The organism is Planctomicrobium stercoris, assembly GCF_051465655.1.
In the GTDB taxonomy this organism is placed as follows: domain Bacteria; phylum Planctomycetota; class Planctomycetia; order Planctomycetales; family Planctomycetaceae; genus Planctomicrobium.
Map to the genome: position 1 here is coordinate 5,293,971 of NZ_CP195791.1, position 23,033 is coordinate 5,317,003.

Annotated in this window: 20 protein-coding genes and 1 tRNA gene; 12 read left to right on the plus strand and 9 right to left on the minus strand. The window is 56.5% G+C overall.

Annotated elements, in window-relative coordinates:
- Positions 1 to 13: 13 nt before the first annotated feature.
- The 3 genes from rplD to rpsJ form a co-directional block, all read right to left on the minus strand.
- Positions 14 to 673 (minus strand): 50S ribosomal protein L4, encoded by a 660-nt coding sequence (rplD, locus tag SH661x_RS21445; protein ID WP_437225888.1) that lies wholly within the window; start codon positions 671 to 673, stop codon positions 14 to 16.
- A gap of 46 nt (positions 674 to 719) precedes the next feature.
- A complete protein-coding gene (rplC, locus tag SH661x_RS21450; RefSeq protein ID WP_437225890.1) occupies positions 720 to 1,457 on the minus strand; it encodes a 50S ribosomal protein L3 in 738 nt (245 codons plus the stop codon).
- A 130-nt stretch (positions 1,458 to 1,587) separates the two neighbouring features.
- Positions 1,588 to 1,905 carry a 30S ribosomal protein S10 gene (rpsJ, locus tag SH661x_RS21455; protein ID WP_437225892.1) on the minus strand — a complete coding sequence of 106 codons (318 nt, stop codon included), beginning with the start codon at positions 1,903 to 1,905 and terminating at the stop codon, positions 1,588 to 1,590.
- Between the two features lie 576 nt (positions 1,906 to 2,481).
- On the opposite strand from rpsJ, the gene rpsR reads away from it, so the two are divergent.
- Together rpsR and SH661x_RS21465 are read left to right on the plus strand one after the other, a co-directional pair.
- Complete coding sequence (gene rpsR, locus SH661x_RS21460; RefSeq protein ID WP_437225894.1) at positions 2,482 to 2,760, plus strand: 30S ribosomal protein S18; 279 nt, start codon at positions 2,482 to 2,484, stop codon at positions 2,758 to 2,760.
- A 373-nt stretch (positions 2,761 to 3,133) separates the two neighbouring features.
- Complete coding sequence (locus SH661x_RS21465) at positions 3,134 to 4,816, plus strand: hypothetical protein (protein ID WP_437225896.1); 1,683 nt, start codon at positions 3,134 to 3,136, stop codon at positions 4,814 to 4,816.
- 718 nt (positions 4,817 to 5,534) lie between these two features.
- Here the strand turns inward: SH661x_RS21465 and SH661x_RS21470 are convergent.
- Positions 5,535 to 7,811: a BatA domain-containing protein gene (locus tag SH661x_RS21470; protein WP_437225898.1), complete on the minus strand. Its 2,277-nt coding sequence runs from the start codon at positions 7,809 to 7,811 to the stop codon at positions 5,535 to 5,537.
- Between the two features lie 335 nt (positions 7,812 to 8,146).
- Between SH661x_RS21470 and rplM the strand changes: the two genes are divergently transcribed.
- The 7 genes from rplM to SH661x_RS21505 all read left to right on the plus strand — a co-directional run bounded on the left by rplM (position 8,147) and on the right by SH661x_RS21505 (position 13,474).
- Positions 8,147 to 8,638 carry a 50S ribosomal protein L13 gene (rplM, locus tag SH661x_RS21475; RefSeq protein ID WP_437231232.1) on the plus strand — a complete coding sequence of 164 codons (492 nt, stop codon included), beginning with the start codon at positions 8,147 to 8,149 and terminating at the stop codon, positions 8,636 to 8,638.
- A 71-nt stretch (positions 8,639 to 8,709) separates the two neighbouring features.
- Positions 8,710 to 9,246, plus strand: coding sequence for a 30S ribosomal protein S9 (gene rpsI / locus SH661x_RS21480; RefSeq protein WP_437225900.1), 537 nt, complete (start codon positions 8,710 to 8,712; stop codon positions 9,244 to 9,246).
- 132 nt (positions 9,247 to 9,378) lie between these two features.
- Positions 9,379 to 9,630, plus strand: coding sequence for a 50S ribosomal protein L27 (gene rpmA, locus SH661x_RS21485; protein WP_437225902.1), 252 nt, complete (start codon positions 9,379 to 9,381; stop codon positions 9,628 to 9,630).
- A gap of 113 nt (positions 9,631 to 9,743) precedes the next feature.
- On the plus strand, positions 9,744 to 10,784 hold the full coding sequence (locus SH661x_RS21490) for a TolB family protein (RefSeq protein WP_437225904.1): 1,041 nt from the start codon (positions 9,744 to 9,746) through the stop codon (positions 10,782 to 10,784).
- Positions 10,785 to 10,808: 24 nt separating this feature from the next.
- Positions 10,809 to 11,660: an ABC transporter permease gene (locus SH661x_RS21495; RefSeq protein ID WP_437225906.1), complete on the plus strand. Its 852-nt coding sequence runs from the start codon at positions 10,809 to 10,811 to the stop codon at positions 11,658 to 11,660.
- Positions 11,661 to 11,692: 32 nt separating this feature from the next.
- Entirely contained in the window at positions 11,693 to 12,361 is a 669-nt protein-coding gene (locus tag SH661x_RS21500; protein ID WP_437225908.1) for a phosphatase PAP2 family protein, read from the plus strand.
- Between the two features lie 783 nt (positions 12,362 to 13,144).
- Positions 13,145 to 13,474, plus strand: a complete 330-nt coding sequence (locus SH661x_RS21505) for a hypothetical protein (protein WP_437225910.1) — start codon at positions 13,145 to 13,147, stop codon at positions 13,472 to 13,474.
- A gap of 90 nt (positions 13,475 to 13,564) precedes the next feature.
- Here the strand turns inward: SH661x_RS21505 and SH661x_RS21510 are convergent, their stop codons facing one another.
- Entirely contained in the window at positions 13,565 to 14,548 is a 984-nt protein-coding gene (locus SH661x_RS21510) for a DUF1571 domain-containing protein (RefSeq protein WP_437225912.1), read from the minus strand.
- A gap of 325 nt (positions 14,549 to 14,873) precedes the next feature.
- On the opposite strand from SH661x_RS21510, the gene SH661x_RS21515 reads away from it, so the two are divergent.
- Positions 14,874 to 16,634, plus strand: a complete 1,761-nt coding sequence (locus tag SH661x_RS21515) for a HEAT repeat domain-containing protein (RefSeq protein WP_437225914.1) — start codon at positions 14,874 to 14,876, stop codon at positions 16,632 to 16,634.
- A gap of 138 nt (positions 16,635 to 16,772) precedes the next feature.
- Here SH661x_RS21515 and SH661x_RS21520 read toward each other — a convergent pair whose 3' ends face one another.
- The 4 genes from SH661x_RS21520 to SH661x_RS21535 all read right to left on the minus strand — a co-directional run bounded on the left by SH661x_RS21520 (position 16,773) and on the right by SH661x_RS21535 (position 20,991).
- On the minus strand, positions 16,773 to 17,102 hold the full coding sequence (locus SH661x_RS21520; protein WP_437225916.1) for a BON domain-containing protein: 330 nt from the start codon (positions 17,100 to 17,102) through the stop codon (positions 16,773 to 16,775).
- Positions 17,103 to 17,564: 462 nt separating this feature from the next.
- Positions 17,565 to 18,392, minus strand: coding sequence for a dienelactone hydrolase family protein (locus tag SH661x_RS21525; RefSeq protein WP_437225918.1), 828 nt, complete (start codon positions 18,390 to 18,392; stop codon positions 17,565 to 17,567).
- A 158-nt stretch (positions 18,393 to 18,550) separates the two neighbouring features.
- Positions 18,551 to 19,660 (minus strand): hypothetical protein, encoded by a 1,110-nt coding sequence (locus SH661x_RS21530; RefSeq protein WP_437225920.1) that lies wholly within the window; start codon positions 19,658 to 19,660, stop codon positions 18,551 to 18,553.
- A gap of 236 nt (positions 19,661 to 19,896) precedes the next feature.
- Complete coding sequence (locus tag SH661x_RS21535; protein WP_437231233.1) at positions 19,897 to 20,991, minus strand: Gfo/Idh/MocA family protein; 1,095 nt, start codon at positions 20,989 to 20,991, stop codon at positions 19,897 to 19,899.
- A 287-nt stretch (positions 20,992 to 21,278) separates the two neighbouring features.
- Between SH661x_RS21535 and SH661x_RS21540 the strand changes: the two genes are divergently transcribed.
- Together SH661x_RS21540 and SH661x_RS21545 are read left to right on the plus strand one after the other, a co-directional pair.
- A complete protein-coding gene (locus SH661x_RS21540; RefSeq protein ID WP_437225922.1) occupies positions 21,279 to 22,424 on the plus strand; it encodes a substrate-binding domain-containing protein in 1,146 nt (381 codons plus the stop codon).
- A 308-nt stretch (positions 22,425 to 22,732) separates the two neighbouring features.
- Positions 22,733 to 22,814 (plus strand) — tRNA-Leu (locus tag SH661x_RS21545).
- Positions 22,815 to 23,033 lie beyond the last annotated feature (219 nt).

Consider the following 23,033-nt stretch of genomic DNA (forward strand, 5'->3'; position numbering starts at 1 on the left):
ATGAACGCTGCAATTAGCTTGCGGTGACCGCCTCTCTTTGTTTCTGTCGTGCCTGATCGATTGCTTCGCGGGTGATGATCAGCCGCTTCTGATGGAGGAGCTGGTAGGCATTCAGCTCGGCAACCGGGGAAATCCAGAGATTTCCAATATTCCGACCGGAACGCCACACAGTCGTATCGTAATCCGGAATCACCAGAAGACACGACTCTTTGGCGACCCCCAGAGCAGTCAGCATCTGGGAAATGTTCTTGGTTTTGATTTCAGAAACCTTGAACGAGTCAACGACCGTTGCCTCGTTGTCCTGGAACTTGCTCAACAGAGCCATCCGGGTTGCCAGCTGAACCGCACGACGTGGAAGCCGGTAGCTCCAGTCTTTCGGACGCTTGGCGAAGGTGTGACCGCCGCCCCGACGGGTCGGAGATCGCTTTGTACCGACGCGGGCATTACCAGTCCCCTTCTGTCGATACAGCTTCTTTGTACTACCAGCCACTTCACCGCGAGTCTTGGTGCGAGCCGAACCCTGACGCTGGTTCGTCTCGTACATCACCACAACATCATGCAGCAACTGCTTGCTGATACGATCGGCGAGGTCTGCACTGTCGAAGTCGTAGGATCCGACGTTCTTGCCGTCCATCCCTCGAATCGGTGCGGAAATTTTTGTGTTCTCTGCCATTGCTCTGTCTCTAAACCGCGACTTTAAACGTTCACCGAAGACCGCGTTACTTTGCCACCCGAACCATCAGGTAGCCGCCATTCGGTCCCGGCACGGCGCCGTTCACCAGCAACATGTTGTTTTCAGCATCAACCTTAACAACCGTGAGATTCCGAACGGTGGCTCGCTCGTTTCCGTAGCGACCAGCCATCCGCATCCCCTTCTTGATCATTCCCGATGTACCGCGGTTCATCGCATTGGCACCGATTGCCCCGACGCGACGATGCACCTTCTTGGTACCGTGAGCTGCGCCCTGGCCGCTGAAGTTATGACGCTTCATCGCACCAGTAAAACCGCGACCCTTTGTAGTTCCAATCACATCCACTGCTTTAATGCCATCAAACAGGCTGGCAGTGATCACCTGGCCCACAGACACATCGTGCTGCTCGCCATCCATCCGAAACTCACGAACATACTTCTTCGGCTCGCAGTTTGCCTTCGGACGGCTCTCAACACCTGCCTCAGCCAACTTCTTCTGCCGCTTGCTCTTCAACTGAGCAACATGCCCCCGCTCTGCGCGATTGGCACGACTACGATTCCGCTGATCCTCAGGACGCTCCTGATCTTTCCAGCTCAGCTTATCGTCAAAGCCAAGCTGAACCGCCTGATACCCATCACGATCCAGAGTCTTCACTTGGAGAACGGCACACGGACCAACCTCGAGCACGGTGACCGGGACAACCGTCCCATTCTCACCATACACCTGTGTCATTCCGATTTTTCGTCCGAGAAGCCCGACGGGCATGGCTCGACCCCTCAAATATCTAACGCGACTGCAAACTAAATTCCACCACGAGGACTCAATCGCGAGCCACTCGAACGCACTTCACACACCGGCAACACACCCGCCCAGAACGGCGAACGCGACTCCACGCTTATGTCGTTGCCTTAATCTTGATGTCCACACCCGCCGGCAAAGAGAGCTTGTTCAGAGCATCAATCGTCTTACCAGTAGGCTGCACAATATCAATCACGCGCTTGTGAGTCCGAATCTCGAATTGCTCACGAGACTTCTTGTCAATGTGCGGACTTCGAAGCACGGTGTACCGCTCAATGCGAGTCGGCAAAGGAATCGGACCATGAACAATTGCACCCGTCCGCTTAGCGGTATCGACAATATCGGTTGCCGACTGATCCAGGATGGTGTGATCAAAAGCTTCCATCCGAATCCGAATTCGTTCGTTCGCAGCCACGACTTAACTTCCTTCGACTGAACATCTTGCGCCACAACTATGGCGACACCGGAAGCCATGCCCCGGTGCGGGAAACGGAGCATGTTACTGGTCACTCTGTTTTCTGTCAACGAACTGCGGCACTCGATTTTCACGGGAAATACACCGGATTCTCGAAGTTTCCTTTTCATTACCGCTGAATCTCGAAGTTTCTCCCGGTAACTTCGCGGACATCCAACTAACCTCCAACCTGCGCGGACACCCCATAATGACAAGTCATTCCAAGCATGCATAACAGTGACCATCGCACCCCTCAGCAGGCTGTGCCTCCCTGGTCACGATCATATTGCTGTTTCCGAACTCTGTACTCGGGAAAGGGTTTTTGCACATCTCGAGAGACTCAATGTTGCCCTGCTGCACTCGCCTCAGCATTGCATTGGCACTTGCGAGTCGTCATACTGTCACGCTTCTCAGACGCGAAGGCGAGAGCTGCAGGCTCTTCCAACTCCCTCTCAGGTTGAGGGGAGAAGTCAGGAGAATCGGCGACGGTTCAGACTGGCCTCTCTGAGTACGCCTTTCAAAACTCAGGTAAAATTCATGGCAACGCTGAACAAAGTCGACATTCGCAAGATTCGCAAAAAACGAGCACGCCTGAAGCGGAAGCTCAAATGCCGGTTCTGTCCGGACGGCACCATTCCACGTCCCGTCTATGTGGACTACAAAGACACCAAGACGCTGAAGCAGCTGGTCGACCGGGAAGGTCGCATCCTGCCGCGTCGCCGCACTGGCACCAGTGCCATTTTCCAGCGAGCAGTGCGTGAAGCCATCCTTCGCGCCCGCTTCATCGGCCTGATGCCGTACGTTGCGGAAGAATAATTCCTCGCAAAAAATATGGCTGCGAAATCCAGAGGGGAGACGAAATCGTCTCCCCTTTTTGCTGCGCGTGCGAGCACCGATTGTCGACGACTGGCAATTTGAAGCGAGTGGTTCGTGATTGCTTCAGAGTGAATTCCGAACATCAGCAAGGGGCCCCTTCTCATGCAGAGAGGTATTGCCCCCTCCACGTGTCACGCCACAGTAGCAGTCTGGCTGGGTGGGGGACGCGGAAAGGATTCGCCTACCCCGGAGAATCTGCACAACCCTCACAAGAAGCCGGGGAAAGCTGAGCAATCCCGTGCCGTTCGCCTTGTGAGAGGTTTCCATCGACCCGGAAGATTGGGAGTTCCGTCCCCCCGTGGAGCCCCCTGCGATGCCGATTCTCACTCAGCAACCGCGATCTGCCCATCACTCCAGGTGCGAACAGCCCGATTCCGTGGTCGGGACCGGGGATTCAACATCGCCCCGGCAACAAAGAAGCCAGACTCTCCCACTGCTTCTCTGTCTGCTGCTTCTCTCTGCATTGCTCGGATTAGGCCCGATCTACAGTGCCGACACGTGGTGGCATCTCAAGGCGGGTGAGATCGTCGTGACGCAGTTTCGCGTGCCTGCGGTCGATGAATTCACATATACAAACGCAGGGCGGCCCTGGGTGGATCTTCACTGGGGCTTTCAGGCCTTCGCCTACAGCCTTTACCAATCGGGTGGGCTGACAGCGCTCAGCTTCTTCCAATCGCTGCTCTTCACAGCGGCGGTCCTGCTGGGGTGGAAAGCCGGGGAAGGAAAGCTGCCCGCAGCGTACCGCCTTGCCATCTGGATTTTTCCAGTCCTCTGTATGTCCTCACGAATCATGATGAGGCCGGAACTGGTCACGTTGGTCTGCCTGGCTGCAATGCTGTCCATTCTTCATGCTTCCAGGAATCGCAGCGGCTTCCTCTGGCTGCTTCCCGCGCTGCAGGTGATCTGGGTGAACTGTCACGGGCTCTTTATTCTTGGTCCAATTGTGCTCGCGTGCTGGCTGGCGGATCAGCTTTTCGAGCGGCTTCGCACCTCATCCTCTCTTCCTGACGAATCAGAACACCCGGCCAGCGTACCGCAACTGTTGATGATCTTTGCAGCCACCACCGGTGCCTGCCTGCTCAATCCTTACGGACTCGAAGGATTTCTTTTTCCGTTGACGCTGTTTCGGAAGCTCTCCGTCGACCGCGAGATTTACGCGGGTGTCGTGGGTGAATTTCAGCCGCTGTTCTCATGGATCCGAGAACGAGGCTTCATGAACGTTGACGTCATCGCCCTGCTGGGAAGTGGACTGATCGTGACCGCAAGCTTTCTGACAGCAGCACGTCGCAGTCGATTTTCCCTGTTCGGAGCTCTGTTGTGCGCCGCGTTTGGGTATCTCGCCTGCACGATGGTTCGCAATGTCAATCTTTTCGGGCTGATCTGCGGTGTTGTCTCATGCCAGAACTTCCAGGCAGGCTGGCAACACTCGAATGCAGTTGCCATGACCCGCAGACGAGCGTTCTGGGAGTCTTCGCAGACACGGCTGTTGATGGCCAGCCTGATGGCTGTGCTCATGTGTGGAGTGACTTCGAACACGATTTACACGGTCGGAGGCCGACCCGGCTGGTTCACCTGGGGCGAGCCTGAAGACTGGTTTGCACATGGTGCAGCTGAGATCGCTGGCCGGGAAGGAATGCCAGCTTCTGCCTTCATCGCGAGCTTCGGTCAGGCGGCCCCGTACCTCTATCACAATGGGCCTGCAAAGAAGGTGTTTCTGGACGGACGGCTGGAAGTGGCTGATGTCAAAACTTTCAGCACGTACCTGCAGGTCAAACGGCTGATGTCACAGCGGGATCGCAAATGGGAAGATCTGGTCCGCGATCCGGCCGGAGAGTTGCCCGCTGTCATTCTCGACAAGCGGTCAGCCCCGCGACTGATTCAAAATCTGGCTCGCACGCCCGGCTGGCGACCCGTCTTTCAGGAACCCGCCGCCGTTTTGTTTCTGCCGGAGCACGTTGCAGCGAAGCTGAAGATGAGCCGGATTGAGCTGGAGTAAACTCCGTGCCGGATTTTCACTGTGTCGAGTCCGGCAGTCCCAACACTTCTCGGTGCTCAAATTCGTCGATCCGCCCTAAGTCCACTCCCCCCTCGGGCGAAGAACTCAGGATTTCATCCAGTCTCTCGAGCAGGTGAATCGCAGCCACTTCGCCAATTTCTCCTCGACGCCGGTAGATGGAGTCAAGAACCCATATGCCTCTACAGCCAACGATAGTCCTTCCAAACCATCCTGTCCGCAATTCATCTGAGTGTGTCAGCCAAAAGTGCTGACCATCATCAGGTCGGACGGTGTCGATCCACTTCGAAATGTCACCCTCCTCAATCGTGTCGACCTGTTTCTTTCCAAGCACCCATTTCTCAGTGCGCCAGCGTCCGCACCGCAGACATTGGGAATTCTGATTTTTCATGGGAGCGTACGCGATGATATCAGACTGGACGGCCCCCCAGAGCACGAGACCTGCCAACACCACTGTTGCCATTGCCCAGCAAACCCATGGCTCCCGCAGAAGATTCCTGCGGGTTGCACTCTTGCTGAATTCCGTCATCACACGCGGCCCTCCAGAGAGAACAGAATCTGAACGTTCACGACTGACGCGGCAGGAAAATTTCCTGCTCTGGACTCTCGTCTCTAGCGCCTCGGCCCCTCCCCATTTCTAAAACGCGTCGCCCTGCTTCAATGACAAATGACCATTGACCAATGACAAATCCCTCACACCTCAGGTGAGGGATTCATCCAGCACCGCATGCCCCCCCTGCACCATCCTGCGGGTCAGAGCGACTTCGCAGATCAGCATCGCCAGCACCAGCAATAGCAACACCCACCACAGCTCAACTCGGGGTCCTTGCCCGGCTGCAGCAGCGTTGATGTCTCTCATGGTTTTGACCCGCTGCATGCGGCCGTCACTGGTCAGCGTCGCCCAGTCCTGCTCGGTGAGCGAAGCCAGATTCGACTCCCGGTGATCATCATCAACCACGAACGGCTGAGCTGCGGATGCTCGATCATTCTTTTTCTGAAAGCGGTAGAGGCCCGGTGTGGATGTCTGTCGAAATTCAGCGAAGAAGTTTCGCCCCCGTTGAGCTGCGACAGCGGGCTCGTCGCTGAATCCCGGTCCACTCACAAAATAATCACTGGCATTCTCACCTGCCTTCAACGCCAGCAGCAGCGGCGAGCCGACATCAACATTGCGACGCTGACCGCTGGAGGTGAGTGCAAAGACGAGCTCGTGCAGGAACGGGACGAAATCACTCTTGGCGGGAAGCGTTGACCAGTCCGCATCCAGCGGAGTCGCCATCTCGATGACGCTGCCATGCCCATAATCACGCTGCAGCAGCCACGGGTCCCCCTGGGCAAGTCTCGCAATGGCCCGCACTGGACGGCTGTCGTCGGATGTCTTCTTTGAATCATCTGCACTGGCTGCGGGCGAGCGAACTGGCTCGAGCCGCCACCATCGGGAGAATCGGGACCGCGCGAGATCGACACCATTTTCCTCACGAAACCGCTGTAGCCAGGGAACCTCCAGCGAACTGGAATCCAGAGTGACTTCGGGTGATGGAGAGTCCGCTTTCCCCTGCACAAGTTCACTGAATTTGGCTGGTAGAAATGGAACCTTCTCATTCTGGTCGACTGCGTTCCACTGGGCGACATTAACCTTCTCCCCGGGTGCGATGACGAGCCCTCCGCCATCGCGGACGTATCTTCGCAGCAACTCCCATTGCCGCTGTGTCAGCTTCTCGACATTGCAGAGAAACACCGCCTGCTGGTCGAGCAGGAGACTGTCGTCCAGTTCATGGGGAGAAATCACCCGGGCTTTGATCCACGGAGATTCACTTCCAGAAGCGGCAAAGACCGATTGAATGTAAAAGGTCTCGCTGCGGGTAGGGTCGACGTGTCGATCGCCATCGACCAGCAGCACCGGAATGCTGGACGCGATGACGATGATCGCCTCAGCGTGGTCATCGTTCGGCAACTGGTCCGCTTCTTCCAGAACAATACTGGCAATGAAGTTCCCTTCAGCCGGGAACGCATGATCAAATTCAACGAGCGCCTCGCCGTCGGGAAGCAGATCGACTTCTGTGGTCTTCCCCGGGATCTGCTGACCATCGACAGAGAGCGACGCCTTTCGCCGGGCGGGAGCGGTTCCGCCCGATTGCCGGATCATCGCACGGATCTTGATCGGAAACTCGGGAACCGTGACCTGCCGGGAGAGTTCAATCCTGCCAACGGAAAAGTTGGTACGTGGTCTTTCCGACGCCCCTAGCGTCACAACGTCAATCGCCGGCACGACCTGCGTCTGTTTCCGCAGTTCATCGACTCGAGTCCAGGCCAGCTCGTCCCCGGGTCGCCAGGCCAGCGACTGGTCGTCCGTCAGCACTACCACCCGCCGGGAAACGTTCGAAGAGGTCGCGAGCACCTTCAGGGCTTCTTCGATCGCTTCGGGGAGTTGAGATGTTCCAGCGGGAGCGGCAATCCTGGTCAACTTGTCCCGTACCGCCTTGAAATCACTCGCGGGGGGAGAGACGAGTCGTCGGGGCTGATTCCGGGCGTCAATCAGCCCGGCGGTGTCTCCGGGCGACAGTTCCTCCAAAGCATCAAAGATCCACTGGACGGCGGCAAGATGCGGAGTTTGCGGATCGCGACGATTTTGAGGAGGCTGGCCTGCTACCCCTTCGTGCCAGTCCATACTGGCGGATCCATCAAGGATAAAAACGAGGTCCTGCTGGACATGAGCCCCGAAAGCACCGAACAGTCGATTCCCCCCCCAGGGGCGGGACAACGCGACGGCCAGACTGGCCAAGAGGCCCATCCTCAGCAGAAGTAAGAGTATATCCTGCAGTCGGATACGATTTCGGGTCCGCTGACCGAGTTCCAGAAACCGCATCGCCCCCCACTGGACGACGTCATACCGGCGTCGACTGATGAGGTGGGCCGCCACGGGCAGAGCGACGGACGCTAACCCTATCAACATCCAGACGTTAAGAAATCCAAGCCCCATTATTCCCGGAATTCATTCCTACGGAGGGTACGGCTGGCTGGCATTCCGACCCCGGCGGAGAATCGGAGCTGGAACTGTGACGCATTTCTGGCCGACTTCGTTCCCAAAATGCGCGAACTGCCTCACTCTATCGAATTCCGGTTGCCGATGCAGTTGATTCATCGGGGTCGGTCAGCTATTCTGCTCCGTTTCCCCGGCTGAGGCCCCATTGCGGTCCAGCCGTGCTGCCCTGCTTGAGAGTGCAGAAACCGCATGATTTGCGGCACGAGCCTCAAAAATACGGGCGACAGACATCACATTCGTGATCATCGAAGCCACCCAGTTAGCATCGAGGTATTGCCGTGCAAACGGTCCAGAAGACATACGTTGCCAAAAAAGAAACGGTCAACCCGGAGTGGTTCATCATCGATGGCGACGGCGCAATCGTGGGACGCCTGGCAGTCCGTATCGCCACCGTGCTGATGGGCAAGCATAAGCCCGGCTACACGCCGCACGTGGACACCGGCGATTTCGTCATTGTGACGAACTGCGATCAGGTCCGTTTCTCCGGAAAGCCGGTTGCCGACAAGGACAACCCGCACTTCACGAAGAAGACCATGACCAAGGAATACGATTACTGGACCGGTTATCCCAGCGGTCGCAAGATCGACACCGCTGCAGAGCTGCTCAACCGGCGACCGGAGAAAGTGCTGACCGAAGCTGTCCGCCGCATGCTTCCCAAGAGCAAACTCGGCCGCAAGATGCTTTCGAAGCTCAAGCTGTACGTTGGTACCGAGCATCCGCATCAGGCTCAATCGCCCGTTCCGTTCCCGGAATACGTGAAGTAATCCAGACGGCAACGTAATTCACAGATACACAAGATTTCGTTCATCAGTTGATGGAACCTCAGGACTCGGTTATGTCGGACAACGCGGATCACTTGGACACCCCAGAACTCGAACCAGCCACCGGTCTGGCTTCCGGACTCGATATCGGCAGCGAAGCCGCCGCTGATGCTGGCGAAGCTGCACCGCTGTTCGAGCCGAATATTCGCGGTAAAATCGACCGTTTCGGCGTCGCCTGGGGAACAGGCCGTCGCAAGACTGCCGTTGCCCGCGTTCGCGTGAAAGACGGAACCGGCAAGTTCCTGATCAACGGCCGAACCCTCGAAGAGTACTTCCCCGTCGAACGCGATCAGGGAATGATCTTCGCCCCACTGGATGCGACCAGCATGAAGGGGAAAGTGGATATCGAAGCCAGCGTTCAAGGTGGCGGCCCGACCGGACAGACCGGTGCAGTCGTTCTGGGAATCGCCCGCGCACTGCAGGCCAAGAACCCGCAGAACCATTCCGCACTGAGCGAAGGCGGCTTCCTCACTCGTGACAGCCGTATGGTCGAACGCAAGAAATACGGTCTGGCTGGTGCTCGTAAGAGCTTCCAGTTCTCCAAGCGTTAATGTCGCTGAGGATCATCAAAGGTTTGACGTCGATCGGTTCACTCAACCAAGTTTCGACCTGAACCCCCTCAATCTTCAACCAACTGCTCAGCCACAAGCGGCAAAGAGCTTTCAGAGTACAGAGGTCTTGTCATGGCACATAAAAAGGGACAGGGTTCGACACGGAACGGTCGTGATTCGAACGCACAACGCCGCGGCGTGAAGAAGTTTGGCGGCGAAGCAGTGATCGCTGGCAACATCCTCATTCGCCAGTGCGGAACCAAGTACCATCCCGGCAAGAATGTCGGCATGGGATCTGACTACACGCTGTTCGCACTGGTTCCGGGAACCGTGAAGTTCGACCAGAACGGTCGCCGTATCAACGTGATCGCTGCCGCCAACTGAGCTTTGACTCGGTTGACCTATTGTCTTTCAAGCCGCACACTATCATGCAGTGTGCGGCTTTTTTGTATTTGAAGCGACTGACTTTCCACATCGGTCCGCCGGGGAGCGCCCAGATGATTCGACGTCACTTGTCCATGGCCCTCTTCGTGCTCTGTACAGGCAGCACCGTCTTCGCGCAAGAGGACGTGGCGCAGTTGGAATCGCGTCATCTCTCGAACATCCGGCAGGAAACAAGCGGCCTCCCGCGCGCGGGCGAAGGTTATTTCTCTCCAGATGGGGAATGGATCGTTTATCAGGCGTATCCCGTCGGATATCCCTTCTACCAGATCTATGTCAAGAAGGTGGGCGACTCCGCCCCCCGTCGTATCAGTCCCGGCCGGGGACGAACAACCTGTGCATACTTCACGGTCGACGGCAAGCAGATCCTGTTTGCCTCCGCTCACACCAGCCCCGACCTCGAGGCTGAAGAGAAGAAGGCCCGTGACGAACAGGCTTCAGGAGCTCGTCGCCGATACATGTGGGATTTCGATCCGCACATGGACATGTACGTCTGCAACTTCGACGGCACCGGGCTCAAGCAGTTGACCGACTCTCCGGGGTACGATGCTGAAGGAAGCTATTCGCACGACGGCAAGCAGGTTGTCTTTACCTCTTCGCGCGACGGCGATCCCGACCTGTTCATCATGGACGCAGACGGTTCCAACGTCCGCCAGCTGACAAACGTTCCCGGTTACGACGGCGGTCCGTTCTTCTCCCCCGATGATAAATGGATCATCTTCCGCAGCGACCGTAAGCAGGAACATATGCTTCAGCTGTATGCCATTTCAGTCGACGGCAAACATGAAGTTGAACTGACCGATGACCTGAACACCGTTAACTGGGCTCCATTCTTTCACCCCAGCGGCAAGTACATCATCTGGACACGTGCTGACTATTCGAAAGGCCCGCAGGGGGCGAACTTCGACCTGTGGACCATGGACGTCACTTCGACCGACACCACATTCGAAGGCGGAAAGGTTGAAAGAATCACCTTCCAGGAAAAGGCGGACGTCCTGCCGGTCTTCAGCCCGGACGGCAAGAAACTTCTGTGGACCAGCAGCCGGGGCGAAGACGGCTCCAGCCAGCTCTGGATCGCCGACTGGAACCGCGAATAGAGCGGCAATGGAATCCTCATGGAAATGACGACAGACATTTCAGCTCCGACATTGCAGCAGAGGATGCGAACCTCGTGGGTCATCCTCCGCACCTGCATCGAGGAGCGCCTCGTCTACCGCGCGGATTTCGCGTTGGGAACCCTGTTCCGATTCCTGCCCATCGTCACTCAGATTTTCCTGTGGGGGGCCATTTTCGCCGTCGGCACGAGCCACGCCCACAAGGAGATAGGTGGCTACACCTATCACGATATGGTCGCCTACTACCTGCTGACGATGGTGGGGCGGGCTTTCTCCAGCATGCCCGGGCTTGCCAGCGGGATTGCCGCACAGGTGCGCGATGGCTCCATCAAGAAGTTTCTGACGCAGCCGATCGACATGCTCGGTTACCTGTTCTGGCATCGTGTCGCTCACAAGCTGGTATACTACGGAGTGGCCATCGGTCCATTTGCCCTGGTGTTCTGGCTGTGCCGAAGCTACTTCCCGGCCGTTCCCGATGCTGTCACCCTCGCAGCGTTTATCGCCACTCTCATGATGGCATTCCTGCTCGGCTTCCTCATCGAATCCCTGCTGGGACTGATCGCGTTCTGGTTTCTGGAAGTCAGCTCACTGCTGTTCATCTATATGATGCTCAATTACTTTTTGTCGGGGCACATGATCCCGCTGGACTTTCTTCCACCGTCCATTCAGTCAGTCATCTTCTTCTCGCCGTTTCAGTATCTGGCCTACACACCGGCAGCGATCTGGCTGGGCAAGTACACCCACGCTGAAATCGGGCGTCTCCTGATCGTGGAAGCCGCCTGGGTGATCGGGCTGCTGATCGCCAATCGACTCGCCTTCCATTATGGAGTCAAGCGGTATAGTGCCTTTGGAGGATGAGTTCGCGAAGCCCTGCCTCGAGTGAGCTGAACATGAGCTGTCGAACCGAATCTGCTCAGCTTCACTGGGCATTCCGAAACCTGCTCCTGTGCACGCTTCTGGTTCTGATCTGCTATTCCTGGATCGATCGACCGGTGGCGTTCTTTGTTTACCGGCATCAGCTCAACCACATCGAGCTGTTTCGCTGGCTGACCTATCCTCCGCCGATCTTTCAGGCGTGGGCCCCTGTGGTCATCATCGTTCTGACCATCAGGTCCGCATGGAAGCCGCTGGAGAGGTGGCAGCAGGTTTTGTTGATCGCCAGCCTGAACATGATTGTCGCCGACCAGTTTCGGACGTCACTGGGTGATGTGTGCGGTCGGTACTGGCCGGAAACCTGGTTTGACAACAACCCGTCGCTGATCGGCACGGGGACCTACGGATTTCATCCATTCGTGCACGGAGACGACATCGGCAGCTTCCCTTCAGGGCACGCCTGCCGCATTCTGGCGTTCGTCTCGATCTGGTGGATCGCGATTCCGCAGAGCCGCGTCTTTCTGTTGCTGATCGCACCTCCGATGCTGCTCAGCCTGATCGCAATGGACTACCACTTCGTGGGCGATGTCGTCGCTGGAGCAACGCTAGGGGGCGTGCTGGGAAGGTATGCCGCCCGATGGGCGAAGCTGAACGGATCCGACGCTTCCGTCAAATCCCGTGCATGAATGCCGACGCCTTCACGTCACCGGACTCTTCCTCACCCTTTGCGATCGACGCAGGATGCTCCGTTGTCGAATGGCACGCCGCTTGCAATCGACACAATCACTACAATCAGCTTCGCCAACATGTTCAGCACAACCATCAACACTGTAAAACTCAACGAAGTTGTTATTTCCTGAATGCCAGCAGCCAATCAAAGGGATCAGCAAACCTGAGTTTTCGCGCTGAACATGAACATGACTTCATTCGAACAGCGATGAGCTGACCAGAGTTTGAATCAATGTTTTAAACAAGTTGCTTCAGAGCCTGAGCGCGCCGCCACGTCCGCTGTTGTCAGATAACCACATCAGCAGAATGCGTGTTGAAATTATTCAACCTGCAGGAACGCTGGTTTTTATCAGGCCATCGGCAGGATTCACTCCCGACGCCATGATGCATTTTGGCATCACCCAGCGTCTTGGCGATGCTTTTCGGCACGCTGCCTGCTTTTCCTCTCTCACGTGAGCCGCCATGAGAAACGGCAGTACACCAGCGAAGCAGCTGACACGCCTGATCTTGATCAGGTGAATCAGTTCTTCCAGGCAGTGAGATCCACCGCGCATTCGAGTGCTTTCGCGGCGGAGTCCTTCACACGGCGTCCAGCGGGCTGACCCCCGTTTGGTGCCCACGCAGTTCACGGGTCGGCGTGAACGCGATCTCTTCTCAACCGGGAGGATCAGTCCTGGATGAGAGTCTGCACTCAACATTTACAAGAACCATCACACAGAAAACTTTAGGAACTCACACAAATGTTGCGTAACCTCCTCAATGACGAAGCTGGTTTCATCGTTTCCGCTGAACTCGTTCTGATTGCCACCATTCTCGTCCTGGGAATGATCGTCGGTCTGAGCCAGGTCCAGTACGCTGTGGTCGAAGAACTGAACGACGTTGCTCACGCTATCGGTGCCCTGAACCAGAGCTACATCTTCACCGGTTTCCACGCTGACAAGGCTGCTGGCCAGCTCAAGTCCCAGACCATCGGATCCAGCTTCAAAGACGAAGCTGATCAGTGCGATTACAACTGTGCAGCAATCGCCTGCGATCCGCCCGGTACTGAATGTGCCCCGTTCGCTCACTAATCCTCGATTAGTCTGAGAGAATGAAAAAACTTGACCTCGCGAACGTCCTGTTCGCGAGGTCTTTTTCATTTGATCTCACAACTCCTGCGACTACTGCCGTACCCGCAGTCGATATTCGGAATTGTTCTTGTCGAAGTCGGCTGCGTTGAGATTCTGTTCGAATTTCAGGTCGGTATACGCATAGAACTCAATCAGGGTTTCTTCGTCCATCTTCTCGGGGTCGACGTCTTTCCCCCAGGTGAAGTTCTTTACGCAGATCGGCAGTGACAGCTCCTTGTCGACATACACCATCGACTTCCGGTACAGATCGTTGAATTCCGGAGCCTCGTACTCGATCAGGTACAGATAGCACTGTCGGCCTTCAAACTCCTGCTGATCGAACAGCTGACAGGTGAAGCCCTTGCCCCGCTGCAGATCCTGCTTCTGATAGGTCAGAACGGATCGGGCCAGCTCCAGCAAACCGGCCTTGGTAATGGAGTACCTTGAATCGGACATTGCGAGCGAACCGGTCGGTTCAAGAGAAAGTACACCGGTTAAACGCCCTTTGATTCCCCCGGGCTGCACGAGCATGTTTCCATCGTTCTGACCGTCCACGTAGATCAGCTGCCGGCCGCGGTCCCCTTCACTCCACTTCATGTAAACGCTGAAGGGTTCGTGCCGGATCTTGACGTCGATCACCTGACAGATCCCCAGGGCTCCGCCGATCCGCTCCTGCTTGAGCATGTTGGCAGTGTAGTCGGGAACTTTGGCGAAGTTCTCACACCCTTTTTCCAACAGAGCCGAGGCCATTTTCACAGCCCAGATCCCTCGCAGGATGGCAGCATCGTCCTGACTTTGAGGTTTGGCTGCAGTGTGATCCTTTGCGTCCGCTCCCGAAGGAATCGGAACAGGCAGCTCCGGAGGGGGAGGTCCCAGGCGGGGGGCAGCAGCCGTCGCCGTGGAATGACTTCCCTGCAGCCCGCCGAAGTTAAACGGATCCAGATTGAGCTGGGCAATACTGAACGCCCCGCCCGCCACCAGGAGGGCAAGGAAATTTCGACCAAACGGAGAAGCCGATCGTTGCGAACGCCGCATGCGCCAGAACCTCAGAAAGAAATGCGTTCGGGTGAAGATCACACAAGTGCCCACAATTTGGAATCGGTTCACATCCAGCAGGATCGGCAACAAAATGCAGTTGGGTCGCGCAGTCGATTCCTGAATACGAAAGCGGACACACCGCAAAGCTTTCGCGAAAGGATTCGTTTCGCAAAACTCACCAGATTGCCAGGCACGAACTTTCCGCAGTCTGTTTTGCCGCGATCGGTCGAAGCGTTGAGACCGACGGGCGTGACCTGCAATTCGCCCCGGCCTCGGGTAAACTGGAGAGAGCGCCTGAGTTTCAGACTGGAGTAAACTGAAAATGCAGTGGTTTTCCTGCCCCGTACGAGTGCTGATCCTTTCCGCCTTCCTGCACATCGGGGGAACTGCCCTTGCCCAGAGTCCAGCAGCTCCGATGATGAAACTGCTGCAGAGCGGACGGGTTCCGGAACAACGACTGCCCGCCATCGTCAAACTCGTGTGCGAGCGAGGGGACGCAGACGATCTGAGCTATCTGCTTGCGGAAGTTCTGAAGGAAAACCACTGGCCCGAGAGTCTTCGGTCGGACGTGCTGACGGGACTGATCGTCGCCTCCGTTGAACGGAAAGTCATTCCGAGCGGAGACCTGTCCGGACTTTCATCCCTGATCGAGTCGACGCAGCCTGAGCTCAAGTTGAAGGGGGTCGAACTCGCTGGGGACTGGAAGGTCGCGTCGACGACACCGCTGCTCACAGAGCTGGCCGGGTCATCAGAAGCTGATGTTGAAGTTCGTCGTGCTGCGTTGAATTCTCTTGTGAAACTGGCACCGGAGCAGGCGGGCGATCTCCTGAAAGCACTGGCGAGCGAGAAGGAGACGTTCGCGCTGCGCGTGCTGGCTGTGTCGGTTCTGGCAAAGTTGAACGTCGAGGAAGCAGCCAAACTCGCCGCAGAACTTCTGCAGAAAGCCCAGCCCACCGATCAGTTCAATCCGCTCCTGCCGGCTTTCCTCGATCTGAATCAAGGTTCGAAGATCCTGGCAGCCCAGTTGCAGCTTGCCCCTCCGGAGAAGGACGTGGCCCGCCTGCTTCTGCGTCAGATGTACGCACTGGGGCGAACCGATCTGGAGTTGAATCAGGTACTCTCCAATCATGCGGGGATGAATCAGGTGGCAGCTCCACCGACCCCTGAAGAAGTGCAGGCACTGGTGAAACAGGCCGTTGAACAGGGCGATCCCGCCCGCGGGGAACTGGTCTTTCGACGCAAGGATCTCAGCTGCGTGAACTGTCATGCAGTCAGCAAGGCGGGTGGCCAGATCGGCCCGGATCTGAGTGCGATTGGTTCCAGCTCACCGGTCGAGTATCTGGTGACGTCGGTCCTTGATCCAGATCAGGCCATCAAGGAAGCCTTTATTTCAAAGACGATTCTGACCTCAGACGGCAAGATCCTGCAGGGGATTGTCGCGGACCGCACGAAAGATGCCCTGGTCCTCAAAGACGCGACCGGCAAGAAAATCTCCATTCCGCTGGAGGACATCGAAGACGAAGTCGAAGGGAAGTCGCTGATGCCCAAAGGTCTGGTCAATTTCATGACACAGGCGGAATTGTTCGACCTGATCTCGTTCCTTTCACACCTGGGCAAGCCCGGCGAATATGGAATCCGGTCGACGCAACGCATGCAGCGGTATCGCGTGCTGAACCACGCCCCCGAGAGTGTTCTGGACCATGTTCCGACCCTGCCTGTCTTTGAAGATGCCGTCCTGCAGGCTCAGACCTGGGAGCCGGCATACGCCATGGTGAACGGCAATCTCCCGTTGGAAGAGCTGGCAGCCCAGGTGCATTCCCGCGTTCTTTACCTCCGCGGCGACATCAACTGCACGGAATCGGGAAAAGTCGAAATCCAGCTGAACAACGCTGAGGGGGTCACGCTGTGGATCGATGACACCGAACTTGGCTCGGAGCAGTCGACGCTCGTAGACCTCACCCCGGGGGAACATGCCCTCGTCGTGCGAGTTGACCTGTCAAAGCGTTCGGTCCCGACCCTGAAGATTGAAGTCAATAAGCCGCAGGATTCCGCAGCGGAGTACACCGTCGTGGACGGCCAGTAGACACAGCTGCTGTCCCATCATGTCAAGAATGTACTCGCTCACGCTTCGTGCTCTGACAGATCATTCATTAAGTTTTTCAAGGAGTCGAACTGTCGCGCTGGAGCGAATCTCACGAGAGTGTGGATGCAACGAACGCCTTCAGTCAACTTCAATGTCGCAATCGATTCGTTCAATGCCATCCACAGCCAGAACGGCCTGATGCGCCAGTTGTTTGGCGTAGTAGCTGGGGACCGTCCCCGCCATGCGAACATGTCCCTGGTGGACGACCACCCGGAGCTCCGCAATGTGCCGGCGTCCGGTCGCCATTAACGACCGCTGGATTCTGGCAGCCAGCAATTCATCAGCCGCATCGACCCTGTAAAGGTGATGGTGATCATGCCATGGACTGAAGGAATGTCTGGGACCCGCTGCGCCGGTTGAAGGCAGGGGCCCCTCCGGCTGCGATTCTGGCAAATCACTGGCAGCCATTGTGCCGCTCCATTGAGTTTCGCCGAAACAAACCGCCTCAGCGTCTCAACGATGATCGGCAGTTTTTGCCGGAAGAGTGAGAACTTTTACAAAATTGGGCCGAGAATCGAAAAAATACTCAACTTCGAGTGACGCCCCGGAGCAGCTCCGGGGAGATGGATATCGATTACGAATTCACTTGTCAGCTCGCGATCAGCAGCTCGTTGAAGATCACAATAACGTCTTCCGAGAAGATTCCTCGGGATGTCAACGGACCGCTATCGCGAATCTCACGAAAGTGTGGTGTTCCGGCGGCGATAAACACAGCTTTCGAACGACAAATCTCCCCGAATCGCCGCCACACTCCGCTGAGACAGGGGCTAGACCAGTTTGGTCTATCATGTGCAGGCGATCCAGGATTTTCACCGCATGAAAGTCCATATTATCGCCTGCGGAACGTAATAGATTATTGGCAAAACCGCTCTAGTCCTTCTTCTGCTCGGCTTCAAAGAGTTCCTTGAAGAAGAGCTGCATGTTCGCCCAGGAGCGGCGATCAGCATCGGCATCGTAGGCGATGTTTTCAATACCGTAGCGGGCTGCGTCCGGATTGGTGAATCCGTGTCGTGCCCCGCCAAAGACCATGATCGTGTACTTCGCTTTGGCCTGCTCCATGCCAAATGCAAACGCATCGACCTGAGCTGCCGGAACAAACGTGTCCGCTCCTCCGGTACAGACCAGCACCTGCGGGTTCACGGGCGTCTCCAGATTCGGGGGGCTCAGTGCTCCATGAAAACTGACCACCCCTTTCAAAGGAGCATCGGCATATGCCATCTGCAGCACGGTCGAACCGCCAAAGCAATAACCGATCGCTGCCAGTTTCTCAGGATCGACTCCGGGTTGCTTCTTCAGAACGTCCAGGCCTGCCAGCGCACGGGATCTCCACTTTTCCGTGTTTGAACGGACGACGCCGGACCATTGAGTCGCCTGCGTGGGATGCTCTGTCACTTTCCCTTCGCCGTACATATCCAGTGCGAAAGCGATATATCCCATCTTCGCGAGCTGGTCGGCACGTGTCTTGGCGTAGTCGTTCAGCCCCCACCATTCATGCACAATCAGAATGCCGGGACGAAGCGCCGAAATGGATTCATCCAGCGCGAGATAGCCTTTCATTGGCAACCCGTCGTGCTCGTAAGTGATGTCCTTCCCTGTCACTTTGAACTTCTCAACCTGCGCCCACGCTGGGACTGCCATCGCAGCCAGCATCAGACCAGGGAACAACACGCGGCAAAACAGGGTGCGGACACTCAACATGTTCACTTCTCCAATGGGATTGATTTCCATACCCCGGAGACTACCAGCGCTACGAAAAGCGTCAACCCGATCAGCCTGTCTCCAGCATGATCACGCACTCGGAGAGTGCGAAGCCCTGTACGCCGCACTCTCCGAGTGCGGCAAACCCACGACCCTTCTCACGGGGCGTCGACATTGAGAACATCTGCAGGCTGCGTCGTTTTCCCACAGTGCTCGCAGCTGGGCAACAAGGAATGCCGAACCTGATGACAGGCATCACATTCTTCGTAGAGCTGCGTGCTGCACGAAGGACAGCAATACGGCGTTTCCGCTTCGACAGACAGCGGCACGGCCCCTTGCATCTTCTTGATCGAACGTCGCGTCCAGAACAGATATTTCAAAGGTCCACGGCGGATGGGATAGCTGCAAATCGGACACAAAAACACTTCATAAGCTTCACGGCATTGCTTTAACAGGAACTGCGGTGCCGGCCGCTTGATCGCTTTAATCAGACTCAGAAGCGCGCGAGTCACTACTGCTAGACTCGTGAGCAGAAGAATGTATTTAAATGGTCTCGCCGGAAAGTATTGATGCATCACAAACAGCACTTTTAATCCCACTGCGATCGCGAACGCGATATACATGGGGATAAACGGACTTGAACGCCGGGTGAAGAAGAGTCCCAGGGCAATGAGGAGAAGCGGAATCAGGATCGCCAGTTGAATCGCGGCCAGCCAGAGGGCGTGACGCTGCGACCTTCGGTGAAACTCTTCACGAATCGGCTGCGTCGCGAGTCTCATCTCATTTTCCAACGACTTCTGTTCTTCCGCATTGACCCGCAATTCGGACTGAATTTCTCCAATCTGCTTCGTCAGTTCCTGATACTGCTGCTGATTGGAAAGAAAAATTCGCTGACTCTCAGCCAGGGCCTGCTGTTCCTGTTCGGTCGGCTTGACCTCCTTCTCGAGGCTGAGCCTTTGGAACTGCAGGAGCTGGTTCATCGTTGTCTGGGCGTTCTCTGTGCTATCTCGCAAGATCTGCTGGCGCGACTGCTCCGTCCCAAGCCGTTGATTTAACGTCGCCTGCTGTTCTGACAGTTGCGTGGACCGGGCTTGAAGCTGCGGGTCCAACATCGACTTTTCCAACTCTGAATAATCCGGCCCGGGAAGAGTCGAGATATCGTTCAGCAGAAAACCAAGCAGCCAATAAATCAACAGCGCGAACAGCAGCGTAAACAGCCGCACAAGCCAGCGTTGCAGCCATGTCCCCTGATAAGAAGTGACAGCCATTCGCAGGTCCCAGACAAAAGAGGATTCACTCCCGCACCTGCGGGATGCGAATGACACACTATCCAATCGAAATTGCAACAACAAGCAGAACGAGGGCGAACCGGTCCCTTCGATCTTCAAACCGCTAGAGCGGTTTTGCAAATAATCTATTACGTTCCGCAGGCGATAATAAGGACTTTCATGCGGTGAAAATCCTGAATCGCCTGCACATGATAGACCAAACTGGTCTAGCAACTTCAGATCAGGGTAAACTCCGGCAATGCGACAATCGCTCCCCCCTGCATCGCGGACTGATGGGCACAGATCCCGACGCAGGTCCAGTTGGCCGACTGCACAGCATTCGGCCATGGGTCACGATCTTCGATCAACGCGCTGAGGAACTCGTGAACCAGATGCGGGTGGGAACCGCCATGCCCGCCCCCCTGCAGGAAGGAAAGATGTTCAGCATCGTGAATTTCCTGAGGCAGTGTGAACTTCTGGATCGATTCGGGGAGCAGATGAGCGTAGTCCGGAACTTCGATCGGCTGAGCGATCTCCGGCTCGGGCTTCTTGGCGGTGTGCAGGACGTGCGATTTTCCTTCCACCAGCGTCCACTCGAAACTCTGCTGGGTCCCGTAGACGTCGAAGCTCTCGCGGTATTGCCGGGCGACGTCATACAGGCATCGCCAGACATGCGCGACCAGATCACTGTCCTTGATCCTGATATGACACGACTCCACAGCGAAGCGGCTCCCGGACCGGCGGGCAATCTCTTCCCGGACCGTCCCCGAACCGAAGCAACTCACAGATTCCGCCAGCCCATTCACCAGACCCAGACAGGGACTCACCACGTGGGTGGCGTAGTACATGGGAATCATGTCTTTCCAGTACTCCGGCCAGCCATCCATATCTTGCGGGTGTGACGCCGCCAGATGCTGAAGCTTGCCGAACTCACCTCGTTCATACATCTCTTTGACGAACAGAAATTCGCGACTGTAAACCACGGTTTCAGCCATCATGTATTTCAGGCCGGTCTCCCGAACCTTCTCAACGATCTGACGGCATTCCTCAATGGTCGTCGCCATCGGGACAGTGCACATGACATGCTTGCCCGCATCAAGCGCCTTGAGCGACATCCAGGCGTGATCGGGAATCGGACTGTTAATGTGCACCGCATCGACCTTCGGATCACTCAACACGTCGTCATAGGACGTGTACCGCCTGTCGATTCCGAACTGATCTCCGGTCGCATGAAGTTCCTTCTCATTCCGTCGGCAGATCGCGTGAACATGTGCCTGCGGGTGGGCCTGATAAATCGGAATGAACTCCGCACCAAAGCCAAGACCGACCATCGCCACATTGACTCTGTTCGAGTTGAAGGATGCTTTGGAAGTCGGTTCAGCCAGAGGGGTGGAGCGCACGAGAAAGTTCCTTCAGATCGACCGGGCAGCAGGAAGAGGCTGTCATATTACAGCCTCTCTGAAAACCTGTTCCATGAACTTCCGCGCAATACACATGAGTTTTTTCACTCCCCCCAAGTGCACGATCTACTGTCCGCATCCCGACAAATATGCGATAGTCTCTTTGAAAGGGAGCAGGAGCAGACTCCGCCATCACCCGAAAATGATTTTTTACGCACATGAAGCAACGCGAAGTCGCACTGCTGATCGAAACATCGAATGGCTACGCACGCGGGCTCGTCGAAGGAATCATCCGCTACATTCGCGAGCATCATCCATGGTCGGTTTACCTGCCTGAACAGGGCCGTCGCGCAGACGCTCCTGCCTGGCTCTCCCAGTGGCGCGGCGACGGCATCATCGCCCGCATCGAAACGCAGGAGATCGCGAACATCGTCAAACAGACCGGTCTGCCTGTCGTTGACGTCAGTGCCGCCCGGCTCATCGAAGGAATCCCCTGGGCAGAAACTGATGACTCTGTGATCGCCGGCATGGCTGCGCAGCATCTGCTCGAGCGGGGATTCCGAAATCTCGCATTCTGTGGAGACGCGAGCTTCAACTGGTCCGTCTGGCGCGAGCAACACTTTGTCGCAGCAGTCCGCCAACACGGGTACACCTGTCACACGCACTCCACTTCCCCCGCCCACGGTCCGGGAACATCCTGGAGCCATGAAAAGAAGCAATTGGCCAAATGGCTGCAAAAGCTGCCCCGCCCGGTGGGAATCTTCGCCTGCTACGACATCCGTGCTCAGCTGCTGCTGGATATCTGCCGCGAACTGAATATCTCCGTCCCCGAAGAAATGGCGGTGCTGGGAGTCGATAACGATCGGCTCCTCTGCGATCTTGCGACTCCCCCACTCTCCAGCGTCATCCCCAATGCACACCACACCGGCTACCTGGCAGCGGAACTTCTGGACCGAATGATGTCCGGAGAAAGTGTTCCCCCCGAGGCCCATCGAGTCCGGCCGCTGGGAGTGCAGACTCGTCAGTCGACCGATATTCTGGCCATCGACGATCCGCACGTGGCTGCTGCACTGCGATTCATCCGGGCAAGAGCGTGCCAGGGAATCAACGTCAGCGATGTCCTGGATGCCGTCCCCCTGTCGCGACGAGCCCTCGAAAGCCGTTTCCGAAAGATCCTCGGCAGAACGCCGCATGAAGAACTGATTCGACTCCGGATCGATCGGGTCCGACAACTTCTTTCCGAAACCGAGCTCTCGCTCGCGGAGATCGCGGACCTGGCTGGCTTCACGCACGTTGAATATCTTTCCGTCGCTTTCAAGCGGGAGACCGGCCTCTCCCCTCGGGAGTTCCGGAACCGTTCCTGAAATTCAGCTCGCAACGCCCATCATCCGCCCTCCCCAGCGACAATCACCGAATCCCCCCACAACCCGCTTGCAAGTGACTGCATTCATCAAGATACTTGGCGTGTCGACGTGGATCTCCACAGCAGTCACCCCTGATTCCAGCGCTATCGTCTTGCAAGAACGATGACCGCATGGAACAGAGTCAGGGCCACGAACGCTGATCGAACTCCATTCTTGACACAGGTTTCCCGACCTTGCAGCCAGCACGAGGGCTCAACAGCCACCCTCATCAAGCCGGAGAAATCGATCCCACAGTGTTTTCACTGTCCGCGAGAGTGGCGAAACTGGCAGACGCGCTGGATTTAGGTTCCAGTACCGAAAGGTGTGCAGGTTCAAGTCCTGTCTCTCGCATTTTGATTCATCAGTTTCAGTTCCAAGACGTGACCCGAAACGTTCTTCCTGCTTGGGGAGAACGTTTTTTTGCGCACAGTCATTCGGAGCATCCGGAGAAATCACTTTTCCGGAACCTGCTGGTTGAGCCCGCGACTGTCGATCGTTTCACCCCATGGCAGTTGTTTGTCTTCTCGGCTCGCCACCTCCTCATGGCCGACGACCGCTGAAATCGGTTCT